At 60.2% G+C, this 24,793-nt stretch carries 26 protein-coding genes; 2 read left to right on the forward strand and 24 right to left on the reverse strand.

The window, feature by feature from the left end; translation table 11 throughout:
* The first annotated feature begins 42 nt into the window (after nucleotides 1-42).
* Entirely contained in the window at nucleotides 43-1,443 is a 1,401-nt protein-coding gene (locus AABM55_RS28815; protein WP_347928357.1) for an HDOD domain-containing protein, read from the forward strand.
* Nucleotides 1,444-1,677: 234 nt separating this feature from the next.
* Here AABM55_RS28815 and AABM55_RS28820 read toward each other — a convergent pair whose 3' ends face one another.
* Complete coding sequence (locus AABM55_RS28820; RefSeq protein ID WP_103314734.1) at nucleotides 1,678-2,055, reverse strand: helicase; 378 nt, start codon at nucleotides 2,053-2,055, stop codon at nucleotides 1,678-1,680.
* Between the two features lie 553 nt (nucleotides 2,056-2,608).
* On the opposite strand from AABM55_RS28820, the gene AABM55_RS28825 reads away from it, so the two are divergent.
* A complete protein-coding gene (locus AABM55_RS28825; protein WP_347928358.1) occupies nucleotides 2,609-2,998 on the forward strand; it encodes a DUF6124 family protein in 390 nt (129 codons plus the stop codon).
* A 46-nt stretch (nucleotides 2,999-3,044) separates the two neighbouring features.
* Here AABM55_RS28825 and AABM55_RS28830 read toward each other — a convergent pair whose 3' ends face one another.
* The 23 genes from AABM55_RS28830 to tssJ all read right to left on the reverse strand — a co-directional run bounded on the left by AABM55_RS28830 (nucleotide 3,045) and on the right by tssJ (nucleotide 24,784).
* Nucleotides 3,045-3,467, reverse strand: a complete 423-nt coding sequence (locus AABM55_RS28830; RefSeq protein ID WP_347928360.1) for a hypothetical protein — start codon at nucleotides 3,465-3,467, stop codon at nucleotides 3,045-3,047.
* A complete protein-coding gene (locus AABM55_RS28835; protein ID WP_347928361.1) occupies nucleotides 3,454-4,053 on the reverse strand; it encodes a hypothetical protein in 600 nt (199 codons plus the stop codon). Before AABM55_RS28835 ends, AABM55_RS28830 begins: the two co-directional genes overlap by 14 nt.
* On the reverse strand, nucleotides 4,004-4,489 hold the full coding sequence (locus AABM55_RS28840; RefSeq protein WP_347928362.1) for a hypothetical protein: 486 nt from the start codon (nucleotides 4,487-4,489) through the stop codon (nucleotides 4,004-4,006). Before AABM55_RS28840 ends, AABM55_RS28835 begins: the two co-directional genes overlap by 50 nt.
* Nucleotides 4,486-5,007 (reverse strand): hypothetical protein, encoded by a 522-nt coding sequence (locus tag AABM55_RS28845; protein WP_347928363.1) that lies wholly within the window; start codon nucleotides 5,005-5,007, stop codon nucleotides 4,486-4,488. The genes AABM55_RS28840 and AABM55_RS28845 overlap by 4 nt, the downstream gene beginning before the upstream one ends.
* 205 nt (nucleotides 5,008-5,212) lie before the next feature.
* Nucleotides 5,213-5,632 (reverse strand): hypothetical protein, encoded by a 420-nt coding sequence (locus AABM55_RS28850; protein WP_102667305.1) that lies wholly within the window; start codon nucleotides 5,630-5,632, stop codon nucleotides 5,213-5,215.
* Complete coding sequence (locus tag AABM55_RS28855; protein ID WP_347928364.1) at nucleotides 5,629-6,054, reverse strand: hypothetical protein; 426 nt, start codon at nucleotides 6,052-6,054, stop codon at nucleotides 5,629-5,631. Before AABM55_RS28855 ends, AABM55_RS28850 begins: the two co-directional genes overlap by 4 nt.
* Nucleotides 6,051-6,269 (reverse strand): hypothetical protein, encoded by a 219-nt coding sequence (locus AABM55_RS28860; RefSeq protein WP_054594688.1) that lies wholly within the window; start codon nucleotides 6,267-6,269, stop codon nucleotides 6,051-6,053. The genes AABM55_RS28855 and AABM55_RS28860 overlap by 4 nt, the downstream gene beginning before the upstream one ends.
* Nucleotides 6,270-6,359: 90 nt before the next feature.
* The gene (locus tag AABM55_RS28865; RefSeq protein ID WP_347928365.1) at nucleotides 6,360-6,983 is read right to left on the reverse strand and encodes a hypothetical protein; all 624 of its coding nucleotides are present in this window, start codon (nucleotides 6,981-6,983) and stop codon (nucleotides 6,360-6,362) included.
* A 76-nt stretch (nucleotides 6,984-7,059) separates the two neighbouring features.
* Nucleotides 7,060-7,491: a hypothetical protein gene (locus tag AABM55_RS28870; RefSeq protein ID WP_054594690.1), complete on the reverse strand. Its 432-nt coding sequence runs from the start codon at nucleotides 7,489-7,491 to the stop codon at nucleotides 7,060-7,062.
* Nucleotides 7,491-7,877 carry a hypothetical protein gene (locus AABM55_RS28875; protein ID WP_347928367.1) on the reverse strand — a complete coding sequence of 129 codons (387 nt, stop codon included), beginning with the start codon at nucleotides 7,875-7,877 and terminating at the stop codon, nucleotides 7,491-7,493. The genes AABM55_RS28870 and AABM55_RS28875 overlap by 1 nt, the downstream gene beginning before the upstream one ends.
* Nucleotides 7,877-8,290, reverse strand: a complete 414-nt coding sequence (locus AABM55_RS28880; RefSeq protein WP_347928368.1) for a hypothetical protein — start codon at nucleotides 8,288-8,290, stop codon at nucleotides 7,877-7,879. The genes AABM55_RS28875 and AABM55_RS28880 overlap by 1 nt, the downstream gene beginning before the upstream one ends.
* Nucleotides 8,291-8,442: 152 nt before the next feature.
* Entirely contained in the window at nucleotides 8,443-8,829 is a 387-nt protein-coding gene (locus AABM55_RS28885; RefSeq protein WP_347930091.1) for a hypothetical protein, read from the reverse strand.
* Between the two features lie 206 nt (nucleotides 8,830-9,035).
* Entirely contained in the window at nucleotides 9,036-9,965 is a 930-nt protein-coding gene (tagQ, locus tag AABM55_RS28890; RefSeq protein WP_054594694.1) for a type VI secretion system-associated lipoprotein TagQ, read from the reverse strand.
* A gap of 84 nt (nucleotides 9,966-10,049) precedes the next feature.
* On the reverse strand, nucleotides 10,050-11,747 hold the full coding sequence (locus AABM55_RS28895; protein ID WP_347930093.1) for an SUMF1/EgtB/PvdO family nonheme iron enzyme: 1,698 nt from the start codon (nucleotides 11,745-11,747) through the stop codon (nucleotides 10,050-10,052).
* A gap of 37 nt (nucleotides 11,748-11,784) precedes the next feature.
* On the reverse strand, nucleotides 11,785-12,981 hold the full coding sequence (locus AABM55_RS28900) for an ABC transporter permease (RefSeq protein ID WP_347928369.1): 1,197 nt from the start codon (nucleotides 12,979-12,981) through the stop codon (nucleotides 11,785-11,787).
* Nucleotides 12,981-13,697, reverse strand: coding sequence for an ABC transporter ATP-binding protein (locus AABM55_RS28905; protein ID WP_054594697.1), 717 nt, complete (start codon nucleotides 13,695-13,697; stop codon nucleotides 12,981-12,983). The genes AABM55_RS28900 and AABM55_RS28905 overlap by 1 nt, the downstream gene beginning before the upstream one ends.
* Nucleotides 13,697-16,741, reverse strand: coding sequence for a serine/threonine-protein kinase (locus tag AABM55_RS28910; protein ID WP_347928370.1), 3,045 nt, complete (start codon nucleotides 16,739-16,741; stop codon nucleotides 13,697-13,699). The genes AABM55_RS28905 and AABM55_RS28910 overlap by 1 nt, the downstream gene beginning before the upstream one ends.
* Nucleotides 16,738-17,469, reverse strand: a complete 732-nt coding sequence (locus tag AABM55_RS28915; RefSeq protein ID WP_054594699.1) for a PP2C family serine/threonine-protein phosphatase — start codon at nucleotides 17,467-17,469, stop codon at nucleotides 16,738-16,740. The genes AABM55_RS28910 and AABM55_RS28915 overlap by 4 nt, the downstream gene beginning before the upstream one ends.
* Nucleotides 17,470-18,123 carry a type VI secretion system-associated protein TagF gene (gene tagF / locus AABM55_RS28920; RefSeq protein WP_347928371.1) on the reverse strand — a complete coding sequence of 218 codons (654 nt, stop codon included), beginning with the start codon at nucleotides 18,121-18,123 and terminating at the stop codon, nucleotides 17,470-17,472.
* A complete protein-coding gene (gene tssM, locus AABM55_RS28925) occupies nucleotides 18,120-21,620 on the reverse strand; it encodes a type VI secretion system membrane subunit TssM (protein ID WP_347928372.1) in 3,501 nt (1,166 codons plus the stop codon). The genes tagF and tssM overlap by 4 nt, the downstream gene beginning before the upstream one ends.
* Entirely contained in the window at nucleotides 21,617-22,915 is a 1,299-nt protein-coding gene (locus AABM55_RS28930) for a DotU family type VI secretion system protein (RefSeq protein ID WP_347928374.1), read from the reverse strand. Before AABM55_RS28930 ends, tssM begins: the two co-directional genes overlap by 4 nt.
* A 6-nt stretch (nucleotides 22,916-22,921) precedes the next feature.
* Complete coding sequence (gene tssK, locus AABM55_RS28935; RefSeq protein ID WP_347928375.1) at nucleotides 22,922-24,256, reverse strand: type VI secretion system baseplate subunit TssK; 1,335 nt, start codon at nucleotides 24,254-24,256, stop codon at nucleotides 22,922-22,924.
* A 15-nt stretch (nucleotides 24,257-24,271) separates the two neighbouring features.
* Nucleotides 24,272-24,784, reverse strand: a complete 513-nt coding sequence (tssJ, locus tag AABM55_RS28940; RefSeq protein ID WP_054594704.1) for a type VI secretion system lipoprotein TssJ — start codon at nucleotides 24,782-24,784, stop codon at nucleotides 24,272-24,274.
* Nucleotides 24,785-24,793: the final 9 nt, after the last annotated feature.

Here is a 24,793-nt window from a genome sequence, read left to right on the forward strand (position 1 = left end):
GCTGGTTATACTCCTGCAATTGTTTGAAAACGGACACATACCATGACCGAAGTTGCCCTCGCACCCGAAGCCCCGCACGCCCCGTCTGTTATCCGGATGCTGCTCGGCAAGCTGGGCATCAGCTACGCCGAAGTGCTCGACCGCCCGGGCCTCAACCCCGCCCGCAAGGTGCAAGCGGTGTTGGTCGACGACGCTGTCGGCGCGCTCATGGTGCTGTTCCCGCAGAGCCAGTTACTGGACCTCAACCGCCTCGCCGAACTCACCGGCCGCCGGCTCACCGCCGTACCGACCGAACGCCTGGAGCGCATGCTCGGCAAACACAACCTGAGTTTTCTGCCCGGCCTGCCGGCGCTCACCAGCTCGCCGTGCCTGTATGAAGAAAGCCTGCTGCGCGAACCGCAGTTGCTGATCAACTCGGGTGAGACAGGCGTGCTGCTGGAAATCACCAGCGAAGACTTCAAGAGCATGCTGACCAAGGCCAGCGCCGCGAACTTCGGCGAAGCCCTGAGCAGCATTCGCCCGAACCTCGACCGCCCCGACGATGACCGCGAGGAAATCACCCAAGCGGTGCAGGCCTTCACGGCGCGCCGTATCCAGCAACGCCTGGAAGCGACCATCGAGATTCCGCCGCTGGCCGAAACTGCACAAAAAATCATCAAGCTGCGGGTCGACCCCAACGCCACCATCGACGACATTACCGGCGTCGTCGAAACCGACCCGGCGCTGGCCGCGCAAGTGGTGAGCTGGGCGGCGTCGCCGTACTACGCGTCGCCGGGCAAAATTCGTTCAGTGGAAGACGCGATCGTCCGCGTGCTGGGTTTCGATCTGGTGATCAACCTGGCGCTGGGCCTGGCCCTGGGCAAAACCCTGAGCCTGCCCAAGGACCACCCGCAACACACCACGCCGTACTGGCACCAATCGATCTACACCGCCGCCGTCATCGAAGGCCTGACCCGCGCCATGCCGCGCGCCCAGCGCCCGGAAGCCGGCCTGACCTACCTCGCCGGCCTGCTGCACAACTTTGGTTACCTGCTGCTGGCTCACGTCTTCCCGCCACACTTCTCGCTGATCTGCCGCCACCTGGAGGTCAACCCGCACCTGTGCCACAGCTTTGTCGAGCAACACCTGCTGGGCATCAGCCGCGAACAGATCGGCGCGTGGCTGATGCGCTACTGGGACATGCCGGATGAACTGTCCACCGCACTGCGCTTCCAGCACGACCCGAGCTACGACGGCGACTACGCCGAATACCCGAACCTCGTCTGCCTGGCCGTGCGCCTACTGCGCAGCCGTGGCATCGGCTCCGGCCCCGACGAAGAAATCCCCGACGCCCTGCTCGACCGCCTCGGCCTGACCCGCGACAAAGCCAACGACGTCGTCAGCAAAGTCCTCGAAGCCGAAGTCCTGCTGCGCGAACTGGCCTCGCAGTTCACCCAGTCCTAAAAAAACCCGCCTGACACTCAATCCAGTGTCGGGCGGGCTTTGATGAGATATCTCAGTGACAACCTTTTGTGGCGAGGGGGCTTGCCCCCGTTCGGCTGCGAAGCAGTCGCAAACCCAGAAAGCACGTTGTGCCTGACACTACATGGTTTCAGGTTTTAGGGCCGCTACGCAGCCCAACGGGGGCAAGCCCCCTCGCCACAGTAAATCCCATCGCCACACAGGTTCACACCCACCTCACGCCTTGGCCTTCCTCGGCTTCAAATACTTGGTCAACCCCTGGAACCACATCACCAGCGCCGGGTTGCCCTTGATCTGAATCGACTTGTCCTGAATCCCGGTCATGAACGCCAACTGCTTGTTCTTCGCCTGCATCGTGGCAAAGCCGTAAGCCGCATCCTTAAAGGCAATCGCAAACGCCGGCTCGGCATACACCCCAGCCTTACTGGTAATACGCTGATCCTTCACCACAAAGTGCCGCGCCACCTTGCCGTCCAGCGTCTGCAACTGGAACACCAATTCTTTATCACCCAACTGCTGCTGAAACGCCGGATTGGTCCGACTGGCCTTGCGCATCAGCAAGCCCATCACCCAGAGAAGAAAACGAAATTTCATGCTCAAGCCCCAAAAGAAAAATGAACGCTGGCGCAGTGTAGCGGCTTAAACCCAGAACGCCACCGTTGCGCAGCGTTGACAGAAGATGAAGCGCTTTTTAAGCACGATGACCACCAAGTCACACTTATCAAAGCCCACCACATCCCCCCTGTAGCAGCTGCCGAAGGCGGCGTTCGACCGCACAGCGGTCGTAAAACCAGACAACCCAATCTCGGCTCTCTCCCAGCCCTATTGGCCTCGGACATTTCCTTCAAGTTGTAGCGGTGTTCGGTAACTACCCGGGCCTCCAGACCAGGGCTAGTCTGACGTTGTCACCGAAAAAACGATGACACGGACGTGCAAGTCCGACGAAACTGTTTAGGGCGCAAAACGCCCATGCCAATCGCGAGCGTTTTGACGTTCGCTGCATTATGGCGGCTGCGCGCAGGAGATCTCCGGATCTGCTGGGTGTCCTAAACAGGCCCGGTCTTGCACACCTGCGCACGGCTGCCACCCTCATTCGCGTGCAAGCGAACGGTGACGGTTCCTCACTAACTGTTTAGGAATTACACCAATGTTCAAACATTCACCAAATCCACCAAAAGACCCAGCAACTTCCCCCTACGAATCCATCGATTCGAAAAAACTCCACGAAGCCGCCGAACGCGCCCTCGACCACCACCTGGGCACGCCCCCGCCCAAAATCCACCTGGCCGACGCCCGCAAAGGCCAACTCTTCATCGTCGCACCCGGCGTCGACACCGACAGCCTCCTGGCCAACGCCTCTGAAGACATCGCCTCCATCAAAGCCATCGCCGGCGACCTCGCCTTCGAAATCGAAGGCTCCCGCCGCAACGTCGCCCTCGCCATCTACCGCATGGCCGAAGGCGCCCAACTGCTGATCGACCGCGCCATGGACAACCTCGACCCACCGAATCCGGTGGAGTATCGGGTTAAGGTGTAAGCCTACCGAGGGGCACGACAACACTGGCGCGCCCCTCGGTGCCTCGCTAAATCGCGAAATCCGAAACCTCACTGAGCATCCAGCACTTACCACGCACGAATCGATACTCAACCAAGTAGTCGGTATCAGGCTTATTCAATATGGCCGTAGCGTGATCCCCACTCAGTTCTTTCACGCTTAACGCCAGACCCTCAGCCTCTCGGTGGGCGCGATCAGGCAAGAGCGGAAATTTAATCTGCTCTCCTCCCAATTCCCGCTTTTCCTGTCGCGGCTCGGGCTCAGCATCTACCGTCACCACAAATTGCAGAGGTCGCTGAGTAAAGGCTTTCTGAACAGCCGGGCTCTCCGAAAAAGAAGTGAGGAACACATTGAAGTCCGTAGAAGGGCAAGCAACCTCCGCCGTAGTAGTCCGAACGAACAGACCACATAGCAAACCCGCCAACAGCATCGCGAAATTACGGCTGCCCATAGGTGATCCTTTTCGCATCAGCATTCTGCTCTCGCAACGCCTTCGCAGTAACGCCGTAAGCCTCGATCAGTTCGCGATCAGAGCCCTTGGAACCGAACGAGCGAACGTTATTGCTGTAGGAGTAACTAACCAACTTTCCCGCCGTCGAGTAATAACCAAACCATTCAGGACAAGCACCGCACCCGCCGTACCCACCGATGAACACCAGGCTGCCCTTTGTCCCTTTCATACAGGCCATGGCTACCACAACGTTTGCCAACATCCGCGTACTTTTCCCGTCAGTGGTCAGCTGTGACACCCGCCCCACATCACGTCGCAGCACTTTGCCGTTGATGTTGATCGTCTGGTCAGAGCAGACCGGCAGGGGTTGAGCTTCGCCCTCTTCGACCGCAACAGATCGACAAGAAGAGACCAGCTCCACATCGACGCCGCCACACTCCATCACGTCCCGCTGGACGTAACCATCACTGACTCCTGAGGCCGCCATAGCGGAGAGCGAAGCCAGCGCCAACGTAAAACAAAAGAAAAAACGTGCCTTAGACTCCACATGACTCTCCGAATAGAACCAGCTCTTCCACTTCATCATCCACCCGCACTACAGCCCGCACCTCTCGGTCGTGAGAAGTTTCGTATGCACTGGGATTGCTACGCTTTACAACCTTCAAGGTGACCCAACGATCACTGCCTCTGGGAGAGGCATATTCAGACTCGCCCCCTTTTCTCTCGACTAGACGGAGTTCAAGCACGCCGTCGCCGATATTCATGTATAGAAACTCTTGATCAATCTCCGCCAACATGATCCGAGCATCCGAACGGGGTTCTTTCTGATCAGTAGCCAGCACATAACCACACCGCCAGTTACCGCTGACGTCATGCAGAGTGGTCAAAAGTGCTTGAGCGTCTTCAAATGCAAAAGGCACCAGCAGTCGACTCGGTGTATTTACAGCAGCAAAATTTTGGCCGGACACAAAAAGTAGGGGCATGAAAAAGCTCGCCGTGGAAACCAATCGTCGAAAATTCATGAGCCTTCAACCTTCAACAAACGAAAGTCGTTGTTCGTAAACTCGTAATAGCGAACCCGATTGCCGCTGACCATCGGCTTGCCGCTCACATCCACTTCAGTGTCGGCGGCAACCCCCAATACCATCATCAGGTTGCTGTCAGGCTTGAAGTTAATATCGAAATACCCGCCCTCACCCTCGCCCCCGTCGTTACCTTCCCTTCCAACCATGTAGTAGGCATTCGGCAGGCTCGCGACCACCGCGCCCGTGCGAGCGTCCAACACCTCACCACAGATAGTCCCGCCACCACACCCCATGGTGTGCACGATGTAGTGCCCGGCAAAATTGACCTTGCGCGTGATGGCCTGCGCCCGGTACTCATCCCAAAGCGGGCTGCTGTTTTCAACCGGCAACAACGCATGGTTCTGCCCGGTAAACACCTCGGCAACCTTGAAGTCCTCGAACTTCAAGTCGGCGGCGAAACACAGTGATGTCGAGATGGCGAGGAAGCCGCCAAATAACGCTGAAAATCCTTTCACTCTGGTACTCCTGGGGTTCAACAGCCTTAAAAGAACAAATGCAGAATGGACTGCGCACTCACCCTTGTTGCCGGGGGACGACCAGTGAAACTGGTCAGCGAACTGCCCAGCTGTGGTGCTCGGACAGCTTTGAGTTCCGTTGCGAGGACGGCGCCACACTGAGCGTGACCTTAAAGAAAATGGAGTACCTGCCTGGTATTGAATCTCATGAATAAAACGTCCTGTAGACCGCTATCGTCAGCCCCGCCACCACATAGCCGACGATGAGTACATACGGAATGAAAACCACCCAACCGAACATCAATGCAATGTTACTGGAGGAACCACAGAGCATTTTTGCCAACCCGAAGATCATCCACGGTGCCGCGTAAAACGGGATGAATACCAACGGTCCGAGCCAGATTCGGTTGAGTATCCGCTGCTCGCTCTTGCCACGCAGAAGGCGCATTTCCACCAGGGCAAAAGCGATATAAGCGGGAATGCCAAAAGCCAATCCGAAGGTCTCGAACAACTCGACGGTTGTAGGAAAATTGCTCAGCCGATCTTCCAGCACCATCAGCAGGAGTACGACCAGCGGAATCCACAGGGCGGTGACAAGCAGTCGGCGGCGACCTGCATTGATCACGCGTTTGCCCCTTTAACAGGGTCTGCAGGTGTTGCCCGTCGCATGAAGGTGCGCCTTTCCCAGCGCAACTCAATGACTTGCGTCGCCAAAATCGCCAACAACGTGACACATCCCTGAGCCACACCATAAAACAGCGCCCTTAGCGGACTTTCAGGCAGCATCCAGAGCAGGATGAAGCCGACCATCACGCTCAGCAGCAGGAGCTTGGCCACGAGATTCGGCACCAGTGCAATCACCAGATTGACGACCAGAAATATATAAAAGAGCGCGTAGCTCGCCATTCCGATAGCAACACCATGCGAGGTGAAACCTTGGTTCAAAGCTGTGTAGCCAATCACCACCGCTTTATTCAGAAACGCGTAGGCAACACAGCCCAGGGCGTGGAAAAACAGGCACAGGGACAGGCGGACGTATTTATTCATGCCGGATTAATAGTCCCGTAGTAGGAACCCGCGACTTGCATGGCGACAACAATCGCTAATGCAATGAACGTCAGTGCTCGGTGCAGGCGCGACTCTCGGATGCCCCGATGCAGTGCCGTCAAGAGCAGTACCAGACAGAACATGGCCAGGCTGCCAAACAAATCATTGTCGGCCACAACGGCCAGGTAACCTTCTATTTCACTTGGTATAAGCATGTCTGTCAGTTTTCCATGTGTGTATAAGGTGTATTACTGATGAATACGTTCAGCCAACTTTTTCCCACGGCGGCATTGAAATAGTGAATGTCATGGGCAAAAAGACGCATCGTTGATCGTCCACTCACGCTGAGTGCCGTCATTCATTTTTTTCACGCCGCTCAAGCGCTGTCGCAACTGAGCACCGTCAACCACCTTGGTGCCGACAGCATCGGTGATGGTCAGCGAATAGTTGCCCGGTATTTGTTCGATCACGTCTTCGCCATAAGAGGCAAAGCTCGCCACCAAGGCGCGCGATCCTGCTTCGGCCTTCACGTTGCGCTCCAGTGAATGCAGATTGGAGCTGTTGGAAATCTTCATTTCCAACGGTTGGTCGCAGCGGTTTTCGACATAAACATGGTTGTTGTAAACCTGTTGTGCCGCGCAGCTAGCCAGGGAGATGAAGAGCGGGAGGATGCCAGCGAACTTAATCATCGCGTTGATAGTAGTGGTTACCGGACATGAGTGAGCTGCCTGGTATTGAATTCTGGTGAGCTCGGTACGTGCTTCGACGCGGTCTTTCATATTCATGCGAGCGGTTGATTCAGGAAGTAAGTGCCAATGCCGTACATCACCGCAAAGCCCATCAAGGTGACGAATGTCAGCGTGCAGTGAAGCTTCGAGTTCCGGCTCGCAGCGCGCAGGCCCGTCAGGGCCAAAATCAGCGCCATGCATGCGAATCTCCCGAACAAGTCGCTGTCGGAGACAACGGCCAAGTAGCCTTCTATTTCACCGCTCACAAACATGTTCGTCAGTCTTCCATGTGGACATAGGGCGTGTTACTGATAAAAATATTTAACCAGTGCCACTCCCACTTAGGCATGGCTATATCAAATGTTCTTTCTTTCTTATTGAAATACATCCAAGCAATGCCGACCGTTTTGTCATCTTCAACCGAGCGCATATCCAGCAATTGGGTCGAATATAATGGCGTGCGATAGACCTTTTCGGGACTCTCTCTATCAGTCACTCTCAAATACGCCATCCCGCCCAAAGTCAAGACTCGACCTACGTGAACATTTTCAAAAATGTAGCGCCCTGAAGGACTCACAATCATCGAACTCGCAGGGTAACCAAGCATTGCCTTGACAACATAAAAAAGTAAAACAAAACACGCCACCAACACCATCAACCCTGCGATCAAGGTTCGGGGCTGCTTCCTTTTTACTGAACTGGTCATCATCAACGACATTCCGTAACCGTCCAACTTTCCCAGCCTTCAGTACCTGGGTACAGGATCATTTCGCCTTGAAATTCTGGAGCAACTCCGGAATTACCTTCTCGCATCCACAGATACCACTCTGACGTTTTCAATAGCTCACCATCCGTTGAATAGACACGGTAAAAATACGGGCTGCTGAATATTTCGATGATACTCCCCACCCCACCTAACACTCTGTAATCAGCTGCATATCTGGCGATGTAGCACGTGCCTGAATCATTCCAGTATTTTTTTAATGGCTGCGCAACCCAAGAGTTCTGCACCTTCAGTCCAAGCAAAGCCAGCAGCAGTAAAACTACAACCAGCGATGAAATAAACACTGGCAGAGACAGACTTCGGTTCGACATCAGTTGGCCTCAATTTCGTAAGGCGTGTTGCTGATAAAAAAGTCCAGCCAATGCTCTCTCGGGTTGGACAACCCGAGCGTGAACTTCTTGCCCTGCTTATCAAAATCAATGAATACAACACCCACTGTTTGCGCGTCCTCAAATGCACCCATGTCCAAAGACACGTCAGAGAACAAGGGAGTGCGGTACACCTGATCGGGATGGTCACGATCGGTAAAGCGCAAGTACACGGCATCCCGAGGAGTCAGAAGGGAGCTGGCAGGAACCGACGCAATAAGATAACGGCCAGATGGACTCAGCTTCGAAACGTCGGGGACGCGAGTCAAAATCCCAATCACGATAATGGCAATTGCAATAACCAAACTGATCATTAGCGCAGCGGCATACACCAAACATTTGCTGGCACTGTTCATTTTCCAGGTATCTCAAGAGCACTCGGGACAGCCGCAACTTTCGGAAACAGCGCCAACGCCGGACTATGCTCAGCGAAACAGCGGCCCAACTGGCGAAGTGAGGTAAGTTCGCTCTGGTCGTAGTGATTAAAGGACATGGGTTGGCTGCCTGATCATGAATTAGAGTAAATTTTCCGCTGGGGCATTTGTCGATCCACTATTAAACGAGTGACCAGCGCCAAAATACTCATACTGAACGTAAGCCCGCTATAGGCCATTGCACGAACCGGATTTTCTGGAAGAAAATAGAAAAGTACGATAGCGACCATCAGCACTATCGGCACAATTTTCGCCACCAACGTCGGCATAACAAATACAACAATGTTTACGAAAATAAAAAAATAAAATGTCAGTTCCGCCGTACCACCTATTGCGACCCCTCTCGCTGTAAATCCGCCCATATGAGTCTTATAAAAAACAACCCCATAATCATGGACAACGAAATACAGAGCAATCACCAACAGATAAATAATCAAACCTAAAGTAACTCTTAAAATCATGGCGTCCACGTTGGATGTTTGCCAGTGGTCATCGCAGCGACTGCAATCGCCCACTCTGAAAAAAGCCTACATCGACAAATTCGGTATCTCCTATGGAAGTTGGTAAGGAGAGCAAATACGATGGCGGCGCATAGCGCCAAGGCGTAGCCCGTACAGATCGTTCCCACGCAAAGCGCAGGAACGATCAAAGACCTACAACAACTCAATCAAACATTCGGGCAAGGCACTGGTGCCCAGTCGCCCAGGTCCGGGCTTTTGCACATGCTGTTGACCTGAGTGGTGCCGGCACTGGCGACCTGCTTGCTTTCAGCCTGTTTGGCTTGGGCGGTCTGCAGGGTTTTCTCGGTGCTGACCGCTTCTTTCGGCACGGTTGGCAGCACTGGTTTTTTCGCCACTTTCACTACTTTTTTGCTCTTGGTCGGAGTCACGACCGGTGTGGTGTCGGCGGTCGCCACGGTGACCACGTCGGTGCGCTTCACGCCGACTTGTTGCAGGTCTTTTTCGTAAGCCTGGGTGTAGTTGTTCAGGTCTTCGCTGGCTTTGCCGTTAACCGCAACGATCAGGTCGTTGGACTCTTTGAGGCCTGCGACGATTTCTGCCAGGCGCTTGTGGCCTTCGGTGTCGCTGACGGTCTTGGCCTTGCGGTCGGCGACCAGTTTGGTGAACGCGCTCTGGTAGCACTGCTGCGAAGCCTTGGCGTAAGCGGTGCTGCGGTCGATGTCGGCGGCGCTTTTGTTGACGTCGGTGGCATAGGACGCGATGCGCTGGTTGTCATCGGCGATCTGCTTCTGACGCTCGGTGTAGTAACCGGCCGCGCCGCCCGCCAGGGCACCGCCCGCTGCACCGATGGCGGCGTTGCGGCCACGGTTCTCGGAATCGGTCAGGGCGCCCAGCAGTGCACCGCCGACAGCGCCGACGGCCGCGCCGGTGACGACCGACTTGGTCATGTTCGAATCGGTGGCACGCAGGTGCTGCACCGGCTCGTAGCAGTTGGGGTAGTACTCGACCTTGGTGCTCGAGGCGACCTTGGCGGTCGGCGACGTGGCGCAACCGGTCAGTACGGTGCTGAAGCCGACGGCAATCAGCACCAAATGACGCTTGGAAAGCGAAGCAAAAGGTTTACGGGAGGAAAGCATAGTTGTGTTCTCTTTTAGGTTTGACCAGCTCAGCACGGCCCATCGCCGCCTGAGTCCCTTCCAAGCTTGCTGTACAACGAACGATCAAGACCGCTGAGCGTTCGATGCGAGCAATTCCTTTAATATCGTCGCCGGGTCGGCTCGTCGTTGCTGACGATAATCACCGACATGGCGCACGAATAACGTCGCGCGCGTGACCAGGCTCTTACCCAGTACTGGCTTGCGATCCAACTCTTCCTTGATACGTTGAAGCTGCGCCTGGATCACGGCATCGGTGTAGCGCGTGCCGGTTGCCAGGTTGTCGATGTAGATCGCCACCGCGCCGTCCAGCGCGCTGCGGCCGTTGTCGATGGCCGTGGCGAACAGCTTGGCGCTGGCCTCGTCCTTGGCGTCCACGGCCTGCTGGCGACTCTTCTGCAAATTGGTCAGGCGAATGTTGTAGTTGTTGACGGTCTCGGCCACCAGGGCCGCCGACTGGATCAGGTTGCCGGCCGCTTCCTCGCGCTGCTGGGCGATCAGCGAGACGTTGCGCTTGAGCTCTTCGTTGACCAGCCCCAACTCGGCTTGCAGGCGCGGGTCGATACTGGCGGAGATGATGCTGTCCAGGCGTTTGGTCGGATCCTGGGCGTCGTCGATGGCATCGGTCAGCGAAGCCAGCCGACCTTCTTTCTGCCATTGGGTAAACAGTTCCTTGTAGCGCGAACGTGGCGCCGACAACGCGCCAATCGCAACCCGGAACCCGGTGGTTTCGTTGCTTTGCTCAGTGCCGTCGGCGGCGAACAGCGGGTACTCACGACGCATCCCGGTGAACAAGGTGCCCTCGCCTTCCAGGTAGTTACCACCCTTGACCACGAAGCCGCCGTAGGCGCCTTGGCGACGTCCGGCGTGCACGAGCTGGAAGGACTCCTGGACCATCTCGGCGGCGTTGCCGATCACGTCGAACAGGCCGATAGGGTTAGGCAGTTTGGTACCGATCGGCATCAGCCGCGCTGCCTGGCCAGTGCCACCGGCCACCTGGTTGAAGACCGCCCAGTCCGCCAGCGGCCCGTCGCCTTCGCTGCCTTCCAGACGACGGGGAAACAGGCGCCCTTCCAGTTCCTGGCGGCTAACGGCCTGCCCGCCACGGGCAGCAAATTCCCATTCGACCTCGGTCGGCAAGCGCACAAAACCCAGCCCGCCCTCTTCAGCCGAGGTGCCGCGACCACTCACCGGTAGCAGGTCCTTGTGGTATTTCGTCAGCCAGGCGCTGTACACCGCAGAGAAGCGTTCGGCCTCGAATCGCGACAATTTCACCTTGGGCAAACGCCCGGCCATGCCTTGCGGGACCTCGGCTTGCAAGGCCTCGCAGGCCGGTGCCGGCTCGCCGCTGGCCAACGATTGCGCCTGGGCCATGACTTCGGCGTATTGGCGGGCGGTGACCTCGTATTTGCCGATGAAATAGAGCATCGGTTTGAGCGGGGTCTTGCTGTCGGTCTTGGGCATCAACGGTGTGATGGTCTTGCCCCAATCCTTGGGCAGATCCTTGAGGGTGAACTGGCCGTTGATAAAGTCCCGGCGGTAACCGGAGATGAACGACTGTTGATAACCGGCCTCGTCCTCACTGAATGGATAGCCGAGGCTGATCTCGCGGTCGTCCAGAGTGCCCTGGGCCAGGATGTAGACGTAACGAAACACCATCTGCCCTTCGCACGGCAGCGGCAGGCTGACGTCATCGGCTAACGGCTTGGGGTTGTCCAGTTTGTCCGTGCTTTCATCGGCACTCACCAGACCAGCCATGCCCATGCTGGCCAGGCTCAGCGCCACGGCGGCGCCCAGTAACTTATACATCTCGGATTCCTTCAAACGCCTGGATACGCGCCACTCGCCAGCCACCACACGCCGCTGCCACAGCGCTGACGCCGAGCACGGCGACGATGGCAAACGCGTAGTGACGCGCCAGCAGATGGCTGGCGTACTCGCCTGGCATCTGCACAAATAAATGGTTCAGGCCCGATTGCGCCAGGCCATACAGCCCGACACTCAATAGGGCGGCAAGGCCGGCGCTGTACAGCGCCTGCAACACCACAAACAAAAGCAACGCCGCCGTGGAAAACCCCAGTAGGCGCAACACCGACAAGTCTCGGCGTTTGCGCTCGACCGCCGCCAACGCGCCGGCAAAAATCGCCGCGAACGCTCCCGCCAAGGCCAATCCGGCGATGATCCAGAACACGATCGACAGGTTGCGGCTCAGCGATTGCACTTGGGCGATGGTCTGGGCCTGGGTCGAGACCAGCAGGTTCTGCGCAGCAAAGTACTGGCGCAGCGGCTCGACATCCTTGAGGCTGCGGGCGTACAGGCGAAACGCCGGATATACCCGCTGCTCCGACACGCCCACCGCGTCGCCTGGCCAACCGAACGCCGGCACGGCGCGGCCGTCCCGGTAATCTTCAGCCGCTTCCAGTAACGTCAAGGGCGCGAACAATCCGTCCCGGGCGAAGGCTTCCAGCGGCAGAACCTGCAGCACCTGGACGCGAGTGCGTTGCGCTTCGCCACGACCGGCCACCTGCCGGCCGACACTGGCCACCAGCCAATCACCGGCCTTGGCCCCGAGCTTTTCGGCGGCGGTCTGGCTGAGCAGGATCTGATCCAGCCCTTGGGGCACCGGAAGACTGCCGAGCAAGGGGTCGTTGGCCGCGGTGGGGATCATTTCGACGGTCACCGTCGCGGCGCCAGCGGTCAGATCCGCCGTCGCGGCAATCTGTCGGGTGCGCGGCAAGGCGAAAGCCACGTCACTGCGCTGGCTCAACTGTGCGATAAACGTGGCACTGAACCGGCCGCCACCCAGGGGGATGATTTCCCGGGTGGCCGGGTCGTTTTCCAAGCGTTCGGTCAAACTGCTGACCAGGCCGAATTTCAAGCCGAACAGCACCAGCAGCGGTGCGACCACCGCCACCAACGCCAGTACCGAACAGGCCGACAGCCACACATCGTTGCGGTAATCCTGCCAGGCCAGGGAAGCCACTAGCGTATTGCGCATCAGCTGGCCTCCCCGAGGGTGGCGGTGACACCGCCATCGACGTCGCGACGACAACTGATGCGCCGCACCTGCAAGCCGCTGGCGCGTGCCAGCGACTCGTCGTGGGTGGCGACAACGCAGCACACGCCGTGTTCGCGGGCCTGGGTCACCAGCAATTGCATCACTCGCGCAGCATTCAGCGGATCAAGGGCGGCGGTCGGTTCATCGGCCAGCAGCAGACGCGGCCCATGGGCCAGGGCGCGGGCGCAACTCACCCGTTGCCGTTGGCCGACGGACAAATCACCCGGCTTTTTGCCCAGTTGATCGGCGATATCCAGCGCCCCGGCCAGACGATCCACGCTGCCGTCGTCTTTCAAGCCGAGCAGTTTGCGCGACAGGTCGATGTTGCCGCGCACGTCCAGAAAATCCAGCAGGCCACCGGTTTGCAGCACGTAGCCCAAGTGCCGGCTACGCAGGTCCGCCAAGGCGCTTTGCGCATCTGCGCGCCACAGCCCGCTAATGTCTGTCTTGGTGTGGCCGGGCGCAAAATCAAACTGCCCGGCCTGATCCGGAGCCAGCACCAGCGCCAGCAAATCCAGCAATGTGCTTTTGCCGCAACCGCTGGGACCAACCACCGCCAGTTGTTCACCGGCACGCAGTTGCAGCCGTGGAATTACCAGGCTGTAGCGCTGGCTGCCGGCGCCCCGGCTCTTGTGCACCGCGCTCATGTTCAGCATCACGGCAGCGTCGACAACGGAACGCGGTACAAGGCATCACCCGGCTCGGCATCGCCGAAACGCACCCAGTTGGCCAAGTCGTTATGGAAGGTTTCATAGAGGCGGATTTTCGAATCCAGCTCGTCGATAAAGTCTTCCTGCTCGGCCACGCTCAGGGAAAGCCACAAGTCCTGGGTCATGCTCAACGACTTGCTGCGGTAGGGCAGCCCTTCCAGGTACTCACCCAGAACCCCGCCATCGGCCAGGTTGCCGCCCTTGCGCAAGGCCGAAGGATCGCGGCTCATGTAGGCACTGGCACTGGCGATTTCCTGGAAGAAATTCTTCGGCGAGGTCTGGGTCTTGCGGGCGGCATCGACGATCAGTTTCAGCGATTGCTGCAAGTCGTTGAGCTGCAATTTGGTCAGCATCACGCACACCTGGAACGCCGGCAGTGCCGAGTTGGTCAGGTCGCGGTCGGCGGTCCAGGCGCTGACCAGTTGTGGCGCCTGACTGGCGGTTTTACGCCCCAGGAAGTCCATGTGCATCGCGTAGCCGACGGCTGCCGATTTGTCGGTCAGGCTCGGCGCCGCGCTCAGCAACGGCACGGTTTGCGGCTTGTTGCTGCGCACCTGATGCACCAGGTCGGCAAACACCGAACCGATCTCGTCCACCCGCTCACCCAACTTGCGCACATCGGCGCCCGGTACCGGAATGTACAGGTCGCCGATCTGCGGGTTGGCGTCGGCGGTCAGGGTGCGATATTGGCTTTGCGCACCGGCGTGGGTTTTCTTGCCAGCGTCGCTGAGCAAGTGCAAGGCGTAGATTTTGATTTGCTTGCCTAGCGCAGCCTGACGCACTTCGGCCTCGTTCATTTGTGTGGAGGCATACGGGTCGTTCTTGCGCAGGGCACCTGCATCGGTGACCAACAGAATCAAGCGCCCACCATAACCGGACCAATCCATGCCCTCGACCGCTTCCATCACACCGGCAAACGCATCTTCGTTGAACGAATGGCTCGAGACCGTAGTCGCCTTGACCTGCCGCGCCAAGTCCATGAAGCGCTGTGGGTCGCGCCCCTGTTCCAGGGTGATCAAGGTTTTAGCGACGTATTCCAGACCCGGTGTTTTCTTGATGCTGTTGCGAAACCCCACCAGGCCGAAGCTGACGCTGTCCTGCTCGCCGCGCTCGGCGATGCGGGTTTGCAGCTGGTGCACGACCTCGCGCACCTGATCGATGTAGGGCTGCATGGACACGGTGGTATCGACCACCAATACCACGGCGGTGCGGAATGCATCGGCGTTGGCGGTAGTGATTGGCGTGTTGCTGGCGGCGGCCTTCGGAGCGCTACCGGGGTCGATGGACGCCACATTCAGCAACTGCACCGGCTGGCCGTTCTCATCGAAGCTCTCGCGCGAATCGAAGATCGGCAACAGGTAAAACTGGTTCTGCGGCACCGCGCTCGCGGCCGGTTCCAGGGCCAACACCTGTTGATTGTCTTCGTGGTTCTGCTGGGTCTTGAGCAGCAGGTTTTTTGCCGCTGACGGGTCGGCCAGCAGCTTCTCCACGTCGCCGGCCTGACGTAGAAACATCACTGGCGCACGGCCGGAGCGTTCGGTGAACTTGAGCACCAGGCTTTGCTTCCAGTCGCTGACCTGCGCGGCCGGTAACCAGCCGTCACTGCGCCCGTCAGTCGCCGTGCCGACACGCAGCCAAGGGCTGCCATCAACCTCTTTGCGCTGATAGACGTAAAGCACGGAAAACGCCGGCAAGGCCTTGCCAGGCGCGCCCCCCGCTTCGCTGGCGAGCGTCGCACCCGGCTTGCTGAGCACCCGCTGGAACAAGGTTTTTTTGCCGGCCATCAGCAGCGGACGCTGACCGCCATCAACCTCCATCGTCGCCACGGCGGGCGGCGTATTGACCTGGGGTGTAGAGGTCGGCGGCGCGGAAACCAGCGGCGGCTTCACGTCGGCATCGACTTTAGCGTCACGGCCCAGCCACCAATAACCCACGCCGCCCAAGGCCAGCGCCACGGCCACCGCGACGGCAGCGAGTGCGAACATCGAGCCCTTTCGCGGCTCCGAGATCGAGGACTGCGGCGTCGGCTTCACGGTTGGCGGAGTTGGCGTGGGTCGGGGTTGCGGCTGCACAGGGCCGCTGGGTATGTCGATAGACACCGGCGTCAATCCCGCCAGGTCATCGCCGGTCGACTTCAGCGACGCCGGAATCGGCAACGGCCGGATCGTGGTTGCTTCAACCGATTCCCCGGGCAGATTATCCAGCGCCCGCAATAGCGCCGCCGCATCCGGGAAACGGTCGGCCGGGTCCTTGGCCAACAGCTGGCGCAGCACCTCTTGATAACGACCGTGGTGCACCGGCAGCTCCGGCAAGGGTTCGGTCAAATGTGCCAAGGCCGTGGAGAGCGCATCGTTGCCGGTGTAAGGCAGTTTGCCGACGAGGATTTCGTAGAGCACCACGCCCAGGGCATAAAGGTCGGCCCGGCCGTCAATGTCCTGGCCGCGCGCCTGTTCCGGGCTCATGTAGCTGGGCGTGCCGACGGCGAAACCGGCCTGGGTGAACTGAGTGCGGTCATCCAGGGACTTGGCGATGCCGAAGTCCGAGAGCACCGCCGTGCCATCGGCACGGAACAGAATGTTCGCCGGTTTGACGTCACGATGAACCAGCCCCAGCCCATGGGCATAGCCCAGGGCCGAGGCGATCTGGCGGATGTAGATCAGGCCCTGCTCCGGCGTCAGGCCGGCGGCGATACGCTCCTTGAGCGTGCCGTTGGGCAGGTATTCCATGGCCATGTAATACAGCTCACCGACATTGCCGATGTCATGGATGGTGACCGTATGCGGGTGAGACAGGCGCGCCAGGGTTTTGCCTTCTCGCAGGAAGCGCTCGCAGAAGCTCGGGTCGGCCGCCAGCGCGGCGGCCATGATTTTCAATGCCACCTTGCGCTCCAGCGAGCGCTGGGTCGCCAGGTAAACGCTGGCCATGGCGCCTTCGCCGATCTCACCGTCGATGTCGTAGCCCGGGATCAGAATGTTCACCGTGGGGTTCATGAAGGCACCTTCACGACGATGACGGTGATGTTGTCCGGAGCGCCGCGCATCAGGCCCAGGGACACCAGGCTGCTGGCGATTTCCCCGGGCTCGTCGTGGTTCAGTACCTCGGCGATCTCATGGTCCTCGACGGTCTTGTTCAGCCCGTCGCTGCACAACAGGTAACTGTCGCCGGGCATCAACAGCAGCTCAACCATCGCCAAGTCCAGTTGCGCATCGACCCCGATGGCGCGGGTGACGATATTGGCCCGTGGATGCACGCGGGCCTCGGCTTCGCTGAGCAAGCCGCTGTCCTGCAAATCCTGAACGTAACTGTGGTCCCGCGAGATGCCTTCGAGCAGGCCGTCACGCAGGCGATACAAGCGGCTATCGCCCGCCCACAGACACACCCCGCGCAAGTCACGCGTCGCCAGCAACACCACAGTGCTGCCCATCATGGTCACGCCACGGTTGGCGGTTTCTTCGCGCACAGCAGCGTTGACCCGCAGCAGGTCGTTTTTCAGCGCTGCGGAGTATTCGTCCAGCGATCGGCCCACGGCAATGCTGCGCACGCTGTCGACGATCAGACTGCTGACGTAGTCGCCCGCCGCGTGCCCGCCCATGCCATCGGCGACCACCCACAGGCCGTTTTCCGGCAGGTCCAGGCAAGCGTCTTCATTCACCTGGCGGACCATACCGACATGGCTCTTGCTTGCAGACTTGAACGTCTTTCCAGCGCTTGGACGCATCTACACAACACCTTCTTGGCCGAGCAAAAATTGCGCAAAATCGGCGGCGACAGGCAGTCCCTGACACCGCAATAAAGCGGGGGCGATACGCTCCGAACCCTGGCCCCACCACAGACTGGCGCCTTCGCAGGCTTGTTCGGCAAGCGCAGTCATTCGCGCCTTTGGGTCGGTGGCATCAAAGCGATGCAGGCCGGCAAAACGACTGCTTGGCGTGCGTGGCAGGCACGCCGGACTGCCCAGCGTCGTAAGGCCTGCACCGAAGGCTTCGAAGCTTGCCTCCACGCTCAACGTGCTCAACAGCAATTGCTCAACCTGTTCAAACCAGACATCCGAACTGCCCACCACCGACGCTGGGTCAGCGTCGTGATCCAGCAGCACCGCGACGGTCAGCGGAAAATACCGGCCCACTCGATCGATGCTCGGCATCACCACGCCAACGGCGGCCTGCGGCCCACAGACACCGGCCCCGACCATAAAGCGCCACAGCGGACTGACCAGATAGGCGTCCAGCCAACGGTCCCCGAGGCTGGTCTGGCTGGCGAGCAGACCCGCCGCCAGCCACGAATCCCAGGGGCCGATAAAACTCTGCGGCAAGCCACGGCTGACAAAGTCCCCGCGACTGGCCAACTTTCCATAGAAACCCGGAGTGCTCATAACCGCTCCGGCAGGCTGAAACCACTAAGCACACGGCTCTTGAACGGGTTGAAGGCGCTGTTGGCCCGCAGCTCGTAAGAGGCGCTGGCGCCGTCGACCCGCAGCCGCAGGTTGAAGCGATCCGGCGAGTTGCCGGCGGTCAAGTCTGATTGCTCCAACAGACGGAACCAGGCCCAGGGGCCATCCAGGGTGATGCCGGACCGACCACTGGCCGAGGGCGGCATGATCGAGATCCGCACCACGCCGATGCTGCCGGCGTTGGGCCATTGCATGGCGGTCGGACGGCTCGGGCCGTGGTCGTAGCTCAATTGCTGGCCATCGAGGTCAAGTAAAAACTGGGTGATGCTGGCGTCCATCGCCACGGGTTTGAGTTCGAAGCGCACCATCGGCTGGGTGCCGCCGGAACGGAAAAATGCATCCCGGATGGTCGCTGCCCGCTGGAAGGTTTGCAGCACGCCCGGGGCGATGCCGAGCTTCTGCGCGGCGCCCGGTTGCCAGCGCCAGGCCTGGGTCGAGGTATCCACATACGGCTGCAGGTACTTGCGGAAGTAGTTGTCCATCACCCCGCCCACGCCGAAGAACTGGCCGAAGTCGTCGAGAGTCGCGTCTCGCGCACTGCCTGGCGACATCGGATAACGCCCGGCCAGGGATTGGCGATAGACGTTCAGCACTTCGCTGGTCCAGGCCGCGTTCAGTTGATTGCGTACCCCGCCCATCATGGTGTTGGTGGTGGAGTTGACCACCGACTTGACCAGCCCTTGCACCAACGCCGGTTGACGCTCGGCGTTGAGGCTGACCCGTGTCGCGGCCGCTGCGGCCTGGTTCTTGGCTTCGCCAAGCAAGGCGTCGCCGCTGGCGCCGACCATGGCGCTGACCTGCACATACAACGCATTCATGTCGGCCAGCAGGCCGTCGATGACCGCCGGCTCGCCTTCGTTTTTGCTGACGATGCTGTTGAGTTCAGCAAAATGTGCGGTGATGGGATCTTCGCTGGACACCGGTGCGTTTTGCGTCGCCTGCTCATGGCCGAGCAAGGTGCCCAGGCGCTCCTTGAGCTTGTCGACCCCGCCGTCCACCGGCGCACCCTTGGCGGCCAGCAGGCGTTCTTCCTGTTGCAGGTCGGTTTCCTTCGCCACCGCCACCAGCAGTTTTTTCAACGGCGAGGTCGGGCCGGAAATCACCCTCAGCACATCGGCGGCCTGGGCTACGCTGGTGATCGGCACGAAGTCGATATCAGCCAGCAAGGCGTCCCATTGGCGCTGGTAATCCTGGAAATACAGGCGACGCACGTCGGCGGCCAGGCTGGCGACGTTCTGCTGTTCTGCCTGGTCGCGACCGAGCACCCACTGCTCCTCAGCCAGGGTGCCGGTCTGGTTCAGGCTGGTGAGCAAAAACCCTTGGCGATAACCCTTGGCGGTGAAGAAGCCGCTCAAGGGTTCGCCCAACGGCTTGCCGCTCTTGCGGCTGAACACCAGCGCCGCATCGCGCCCGGCCGCTTCGCTGATACGAAAGTCCGGGATGCCGTCCGGCAGTTTCTGCCGCTTGACCCGGTCGTAGACACGCTGGGCCACCGGCAGTTGTTGCAGTTGCCGACGCAGGTCGTCGATCAGGCGCGGGTCCAGACGTGCAGTGGGCGGATGGCGCTCGAACAGGGCCTGCAAGTGCTCCGCCAGGGCCATACGCTGCTCGGACGGCAAGTCGCGCGGCAGATTGCGGTCCCAGTCCAGGGCGATCCACGCTTTGATGAAGTCGGCATCGTAATGCTCGCTGTCGGCGAGCATCAGGTAGGCCTTCAAACCTTCATAAAGGAAGTCCGAATTGCCGCCGCCATGCAGTTGCTCTTCGATGCGCGTGAGCAAGCGTGGCGCAAAGACCGCGATCAACAGCTTGCGATAGACGCTGCCGGACTCGGCTTCAAGCATGTCGCCCTGATACAGGCCCAGGCCTTCGGCCCAGCTCGGTGCGTCGCCGGCCAGGTGCTTCACCGCGTTGAGCAACGGCAATACGGCGAGCACGTCCCGCTGGGCCGGGCTGAGGTTTTGCACGGTCTGGCCCAGGGGCACGACTTTCTGATCGACTTGCGCGATATACGCCTGGTTGGCGCGGTAGCTGACCACCCACAAGGTCCCGACCACCAGCACCAGGGCCACCGTCGAGGCCAGCACACCCCGAGTGATCCACTTGCGCCGACGTTCGACTTTCGGGTTCACCCCCACCAGCCCACGCTCGGCAAAAGCCACAGCGCTGAAGAGTTTTTCGATGAAGTAACTGCGCCCGGTGCCGTTCTGGCGCGCCAGATGTTGGCGGTCCAGGTTCATGCTCTGGGCCATGGAGCCGATCAGCCGGTCAATCGGGCTGCCTTCCTGGGTACCGCTGGTGAAATACACCCCGCGCAACAGCACCCGCTCTTCAAAGGCGTTGGGTTTGAATACGCCCTCAAGGAAGCTTTGCAGGCAATCCTTCAACGCGCCGAACTGTTGCGCGAAGCCGTAGATCAACTCGCGCCGCGCCGGGTCGCGTTCCTGTTGCAAACGCTCCACCAAACGATCGTTGAGGCGCTGTTCCAGGCCGGCGAATTCGCTTTGCAGATGGGCCAGCGGGCTGTCATTGCTTTTACCGTCATCCAGGGCAAAGGTCATGCCCCAGACCTGGGTCCGCTCTTCCTTGCTCAGGGTATCGAAATACTCCATGAACCCCGGCACCAGATCGAGTTTGGTCAGCATCAGGTAGATCGGAAAACGCACGCCCAGTTGGGTGTACAACTCCTGGATACGCAGGCGGATCGCGGCGGCATGAGCGGCGCGCTCGGCGTCGCTGCCCAGCAGCAGATCGGAAAGGCTGATGGCGATAAACGCGCCGTCGATCGGACGACGGGCCCGCTGCTTTTTCAACAGGCCGAGAAAGCCCAGCCACGCAGCTTTATCCACCGTCGCATCACTGTCCTGGGTGGTATAGCGCCCGGCGGTGTCGAGCAGTACGGCCTGATCGGTAAACCACCAATCGCAATTGCGCGTGCCACCGACGCCGCGTACCGCCCCGGCGCCCAACTGCGCCGCCAACGGGAAATGCAGTCCGGAATTGACCAGCGCAGTGGTCTTGCCCGAACCCGGCGGGCCGATGATCACGTACCAAGGGAGTTCGTAGAGATTGCGACGCTCATCACCGCCCAGCTTGGCTTTCTTCAACAGCGTCAAGGCTTCGTCCATGCGCTGACGCAGGGTTTCGAGCTCTTGCGCCGTGGCGACGCTGGTCGGGTCGGGTGGGGTTTGCGCCGCCAGGCTGCGCATGACTTCGGCGGCCTGACGGCGGGCCTGAATGATGCGAAACACCCGGTAGGCGATCCACACCGAGAACACCAGAATGATCAGCGCCCAGCGCCGGCCTTCGGGCACCAGGAATTCGAGCAGCGGCCCGATAAACCAGATGATCAGGCTCAGGGCTATCAGCCCCAGCAACGGAATGACCCAGCGGACGATAAAACTCAAAAACGCCTTCACTCGACCCCCTCCGCCAATACTGTGATTTCGACCCGACGATTGCGTGCGCGGCCCTCTGTCGTAGCGTTCGAGGCCAACGGTTCGGTGTCGCTGCGGCCTTCGGCGCTGAAGCGCTCGGGCTGGCCGGTCTTGGCCGAAAGGATTTGCAGCACCGAAGTCGCCCGTGCCTCGGACAAGGCCCAGTTCGATGGAAACCGCAGGGTGGCAATCGGGCGATTGTCACTGTGCCCGGTCACCCGGACCTGGCCCTTGACCATGCGAATGGCCTCGGCGATGCGCAGCATCAGCGGCTGGAAATTGTCGACGATGCTGGCGCTGCCCGAAGCGAACAGCTCATCGCCACGGATGGTCACCACGGAACGATCAACGGCATCTTCCACAGCCACCCGACCGGCCTTGATTTCATCGGCAAGGAAGCCCGCCAGACGGGGGCGCTCGATCAGTTTCGGTTGCACCACCGGGCGGTCGATCGCCTGCACCGGGATCTCGCCCAGGGCATGGATATTTTTAAACACCGGCTCGGCATCGGCGGCCAGTTTCAAGCGCAGGCCGAACAGCAGTGCCAGCAGCAATGCCACGCCGATGGCCACGGCGATCCATGGCGGCATGAATTGCGTCAGCCGGTCGCGGGCTACGGCGACGCCGCGCCAATGGGGCGACAGTTCACGCTCATAGTCGCCACGGGCGCTGCGGATGACCGCACTGGTGCGTTCACGCAAGGCCTCCAGTTGGCTGCGACCGTCGTTGATGACCCGATAACGCCCTTCGAAACCCAGACACATGCACAGGTACAACAGCTCCAGCAGATACAACCGTTCGCGGGGGCTTTGCAGGCAATGCTCCAAGAGCTGGAACACCTTCTCGCCACCCTTGGCTTCGTTGTGCACGGTGATCAGCAAACTTTGCTTGCCCCAGTCGCTGCTGCCGCCCCACGGCGTACTCAACACCGCTTCATCCAGCGCAGTGCACAGGGCGTAACGGGCCAGCAACACATCGTTGCGCACCACACCGGCGGCCTCGGCGCGTTCCTCGAACTGGCGCAGGTAGGCCAGTAATTGCGCCCGCAGGCTCGCCGGCGCCGGGTGGGCAATGGTGTTGCGCAAGCGGCTCATCAAAGCCAGCAGCGGGCCCGCGGCGCTCTCCAGAGGGTTGAGACCTTCAGCTTTACCGGTCAACACCGGCGCGGCCGGCATCGAAAGCGGCGTGGACTGGGCGCGACCAGTATCCGGGCGGCCCGGGTCGGCGCCACGGCCACCGGGTGTCGGCATGAACTGGGTACGATCGTCGTTGTTCATTGCGGTTTATCCTCGGATCGCCCAGAAAGCCAGGTTCAGCCCCGGGAATTGCCCCGCGATGTAGAACGCAAATCCTCCGGAGTTGGCCAGTTGCTGCCAATGCTCGCTGCCCCGGTCGAGTTCGTAATAGGTGGAGCCTGCGTGATACGGGATCTGCCGTGGCGCCACCGGCAGCGGCAGCAGGCCGATGCCCGGCAATTGCAGGTTGACCAGGTTGCGGATGTGCTCCACCGAGCCGACCTTGCTCTGTTGGCCGAAGTGGCTGCGCAGGGTCTCGGCAGGCACGTCGGCGCGCACCACCAGGATGAAACTGGCGCTGTCGAGCAGGGCCTTGTCAGCCAGCATTGCCACATGAATGCCGTAGGCTTTTTCGACGATCGGAATCGGCGTGGCCTTACTGTCGATCAGCATCGACAGCGCCTCGCGCAGGGCTTGCATCACCGGCGCAAAACTCAGCGCCAGGTTGTCGTGCTGGTACTGCGGGTTTTCCTGCGGTCGCCGCCCGGAAGCGGTGAAGGTCGAAAACTCACCGGCCAGGCTCACCAACTCGCTGTAGAACCGCTCGGGGTGCAACGGGCTCAACTGGCTCAAATGCTGGATCAACGGCTGAGCGCGGTTGACCAGTTGCAGCAGCATGAAGTCGGCAATTTCCGAGGCACCGCCGGCACCGGAAGCGACCACCCGCCCGGCGAGGGCTTCGCCGCGTTGATGAAGCAGGCCCAGCAGTTCGCTGCGAAACGCGGCCAGGGGTTTGGAGGCGGATACATCCATCAGCGGTGGGATGTAAGTGTCGTCGAGCACCAGGGCGCGGTCGGCGCGCTTCTCTTTGATTCGCACCAGGCCGATGGCGGCGTAGTCGCTGATGCCATCCTCGGCAATCAACAATCGCAGCGCCCTGGAAGCCACTGCCACCGGCGCACGGTTTTCAAACGGCGCGTTGTCGTCCCGTACTTCGCGCACCTGGCTCACGTAGCGCGCAGCGCCCGGGGGTTCGCCTTCATCAACGGTGTCACGCGCTCCGGCACGCTTGAGCGGCAAGGCCAGGTACACCAGGCCATCGCGCAGGTCGGCATCGACATTCAGCGGGCTCGGCGCCAGGTCATCCTGAGGAATGTTGAATGGCGTGCCGTCCGGCAACAGGCCCCGCGCCGAGATGATTGCCAGTTTGCCCTGGGCCAACAGACCCTGATCAATCAGCAATTCGGAAAAACCCCAGGCGCCGGCCGACAACGGGCGGCTTCGGGCGTCGATGAGGTTTTCCAGATAACGGTCATGCTGCTGGAAGTGCTGCGTTCCAATGAACATGCCTTCCGACCAGACCACGCGATTGTTCCAGGACATGGGGGCTCCGATTGCTTATTGGGCAGGGCTGGATGGGGGAACAACGACGGCGCTGCGCACGGCGCGCACATCGAGGCTGATCTGGTATTCGGTGTATTGGCGCGGCGGGACATTCAACACCGTGCGCCACTGCGCCTGATCCAGTTCGCGATACCCCACCAGCACACCGATGTGGCGGGTGGCTGGGTCGAGGTCGCGTTGCAAGCTCAATTGCTGGCCGGGCTCGACCAGCACTTCGTCCTGGTCGAGCAAATCAGCGCCGAGCGTCGCCTGGGCCCGTTCGGCCAGGGCGAAATAATCGGAACGGCCGAAGGTGGCGGCATTTTTCAATTCGAAAATGCGCACCCGGACCGGGGCCGGCTGGCCGGTGCTACCGGGGTTGAGCCCGGCGATGGCGTGGAAGTGCAACTCGACGGCGGCGGTGTCGGCCTCGGCCTCAGCCACTTCGGGCTGGGGTTTGGCCGTATCCTTCGCACACGCGGTCAGCAGAAGCGCGGTGGCAACTGCGAGTAAAAACCTGTGAATCATCCTGCGTCC

This window comes from Pseudomonas helvetica (genome assembly GCF_039908645.1).
GTDB lineage: Bacteria > Pseudomonadota > Gammaproteobacteria > Pseudomonadales > Pseudomonadaceae > Aquipseudomonas > Aquipseudomonas helvetica.

What these genes read in the sequence shown, in the direction of transcription:
- AABM55_RS28815 (WP_347928357.1), top strand. Translation starts at nt 43, where the DNA reads ATGACCGAAGTTGCCCTCGCACCCGAAGCCCCGCACGCCCCGTCTGTT.
- AABM55_RS28820 (WP_103314734.1), bottom strand. Translation starts at nt 2,055, where the DNA reads ATGAAATTTCGTTTTCTTCTCTGGGTGATGGGCTTGCTGATGCGCAAG.
- AABM55_RS28825 (WP_347928358.1), top strand. Translation starts at nt 2,609, where the DNA reads ATGTTCAAACATTCACCAAATCCACCAAAAGACCCAGCAACTTCCCCC.
- AABM55_RS28830 (WP_347928360.1), bottom strand. Translation starts at nt 3,467, where the DNA reads ATGGGCAGCCGTAATTTCGCGATGCTGTTGGCGGGTTTGCTATGTGGT.
- AABM55_RS28835 (WP_347928361.1), bottom strand. Translation starts at nt 4,053, where the DNA reads ATGATGAAGTGGAAGAGCTGGTTCTATTCGGAGAGTCATGTGGAGTCT.
- AABM55_RS28840 (WP_347928362.1), bottom strand. Translation starts at nt 4,489, where the DNA reads ATGAATTTTCGACGATTGGTTTCCACGGCGAGCTTTTTCATGCCCCTA.
- AABM55_RS28855 (WP_347928364.1), bottom strand. Translation starts at nt 6,054, where the DNA reads ATGAATAAATACGTCCGCCTGTCCCTGTGCCTGTTTTTCCACGCCCTG.
- AABM55_RS28860 (WP_054594688.1), bottom strand. Translation starts at nt 6,269, where the DNA reads ATGCTTATACCAAGTGAAATAGAAGGTTACCTGGCCGTTGTGGCCGAC.
- AABM55_RS28865 (WP_347928365.1), bottom strand. Translation starts at nt 6,983, where the DNA reads ATGCATGGCGCTGATTTTGGCCCTGACGGGCCTGCGCGCTGCGAGCCG.
- AABM55_RS28870 (WP_054594690.1), bottom strand. Translation starts at nt 7,491, where the DNA reads ATGATGACCAGTTCAGTAAAAAGGAAGCAGCCCCGAACCTTGATCGCA.
- AABM55_RS28875 (WP_347928367.1), bottom strand. Translation starts at nt 7,877, where the DNA reads ATGTCGAACCGAAGTCTGTCTCTGCCAGTGTTTATTTCATCGCTGGTT.
- AABM55_RS28880 (WP_347928368.1), bottom strand. Translation starts at nt 8,290, where the DNA reads ATGAACAGTGCCAGCAAATGTTTGGTGTATGCCGCTGCGCTAATGATC.
- AABM55_RS28885 (WP_347930091.1), bottom strand. Translation starts at nt 8,829, where the DNA reads ATGATTTTAAGAGTTACTTTAGGTTTGATTATTTATCTGTTGGTGATT.
- tagQ (WP_054594694.1), bottom strand. Translation starts at nt 9,965, where the DNA reads ATGCTTTCCTCCCGTAAACCTTTTGCTTCGCTTTCCAAGCGTCATTTG.
- AABM55_RS28895 (WP_347930093.1), bottom strand. Translation starts at nt 11,747, where the DNA reads ATGGGCATGGCTGGTCTGGTGAGTGCCGATGAAAGCACGGACAAACTG.
- AABM55_RS28900 (WP_347928369.1), bottom strand. Translation starts at nt 12,981, where the DNA reads ATGCGCAATACGCTAGTGGCTTCCCTGGCCTGGCAGGATTACCGCAAC.
- AABM55_RS28905 (WP_054594697.1), bottom strand. Translation starts at nt 13,697, where the DNA reads ATGCTGAACATGAGCGCGGTGCACAAGAGCCGGGGCGCCGGCAGCCAG.
- AABM55_RS28910 (WP_347928370.1), bottom strand. Translation starts at nt 16,741, where the DNA reads ATGAACCCCACGGTGAACATTCTGATCCCGGGCTACGACATCGACGGT.
- AABM55_RS28915 (WP_054594699.1), bottom strand. Translation starts at nt 17,469, where the DNA reads ATGCGTCCAAGCGCTGGAAAGACGTTCAAGTCTGCAAGCAAGAGCCAT.
- tagF (WP_347928371.1), bottom strand. Translation starts at nt 18,123, where the DNA reads ATGAGCACTCCGGGTTTCTATGGAAAGTTGGCCAGTCGCGGGGACTTT.
- AABM55_RS28930 (WP_347928374.1), bottom strand. Translation starts at nt 22,915, where the DNA reads ATGAACAACGACGATCGTACCCAGTTCATGCCGACACCCGGTGGCCGT.
- tssK (WP_347928375.1), bottom strand. Translation starts at nt 24,256, where the DNA reads ATGTCCTGGAACAATCGCGTGGTCTGGTCGGAAGGCATGTTCATTGGA.
- tssJ (WP_054594704.1), bottom strand. Translation starts at nt 24,784, where the DNA reads ATGATTCACAGGTTTTTACTCGCAGTTGCCACCGCGCTTCTGCTGACC.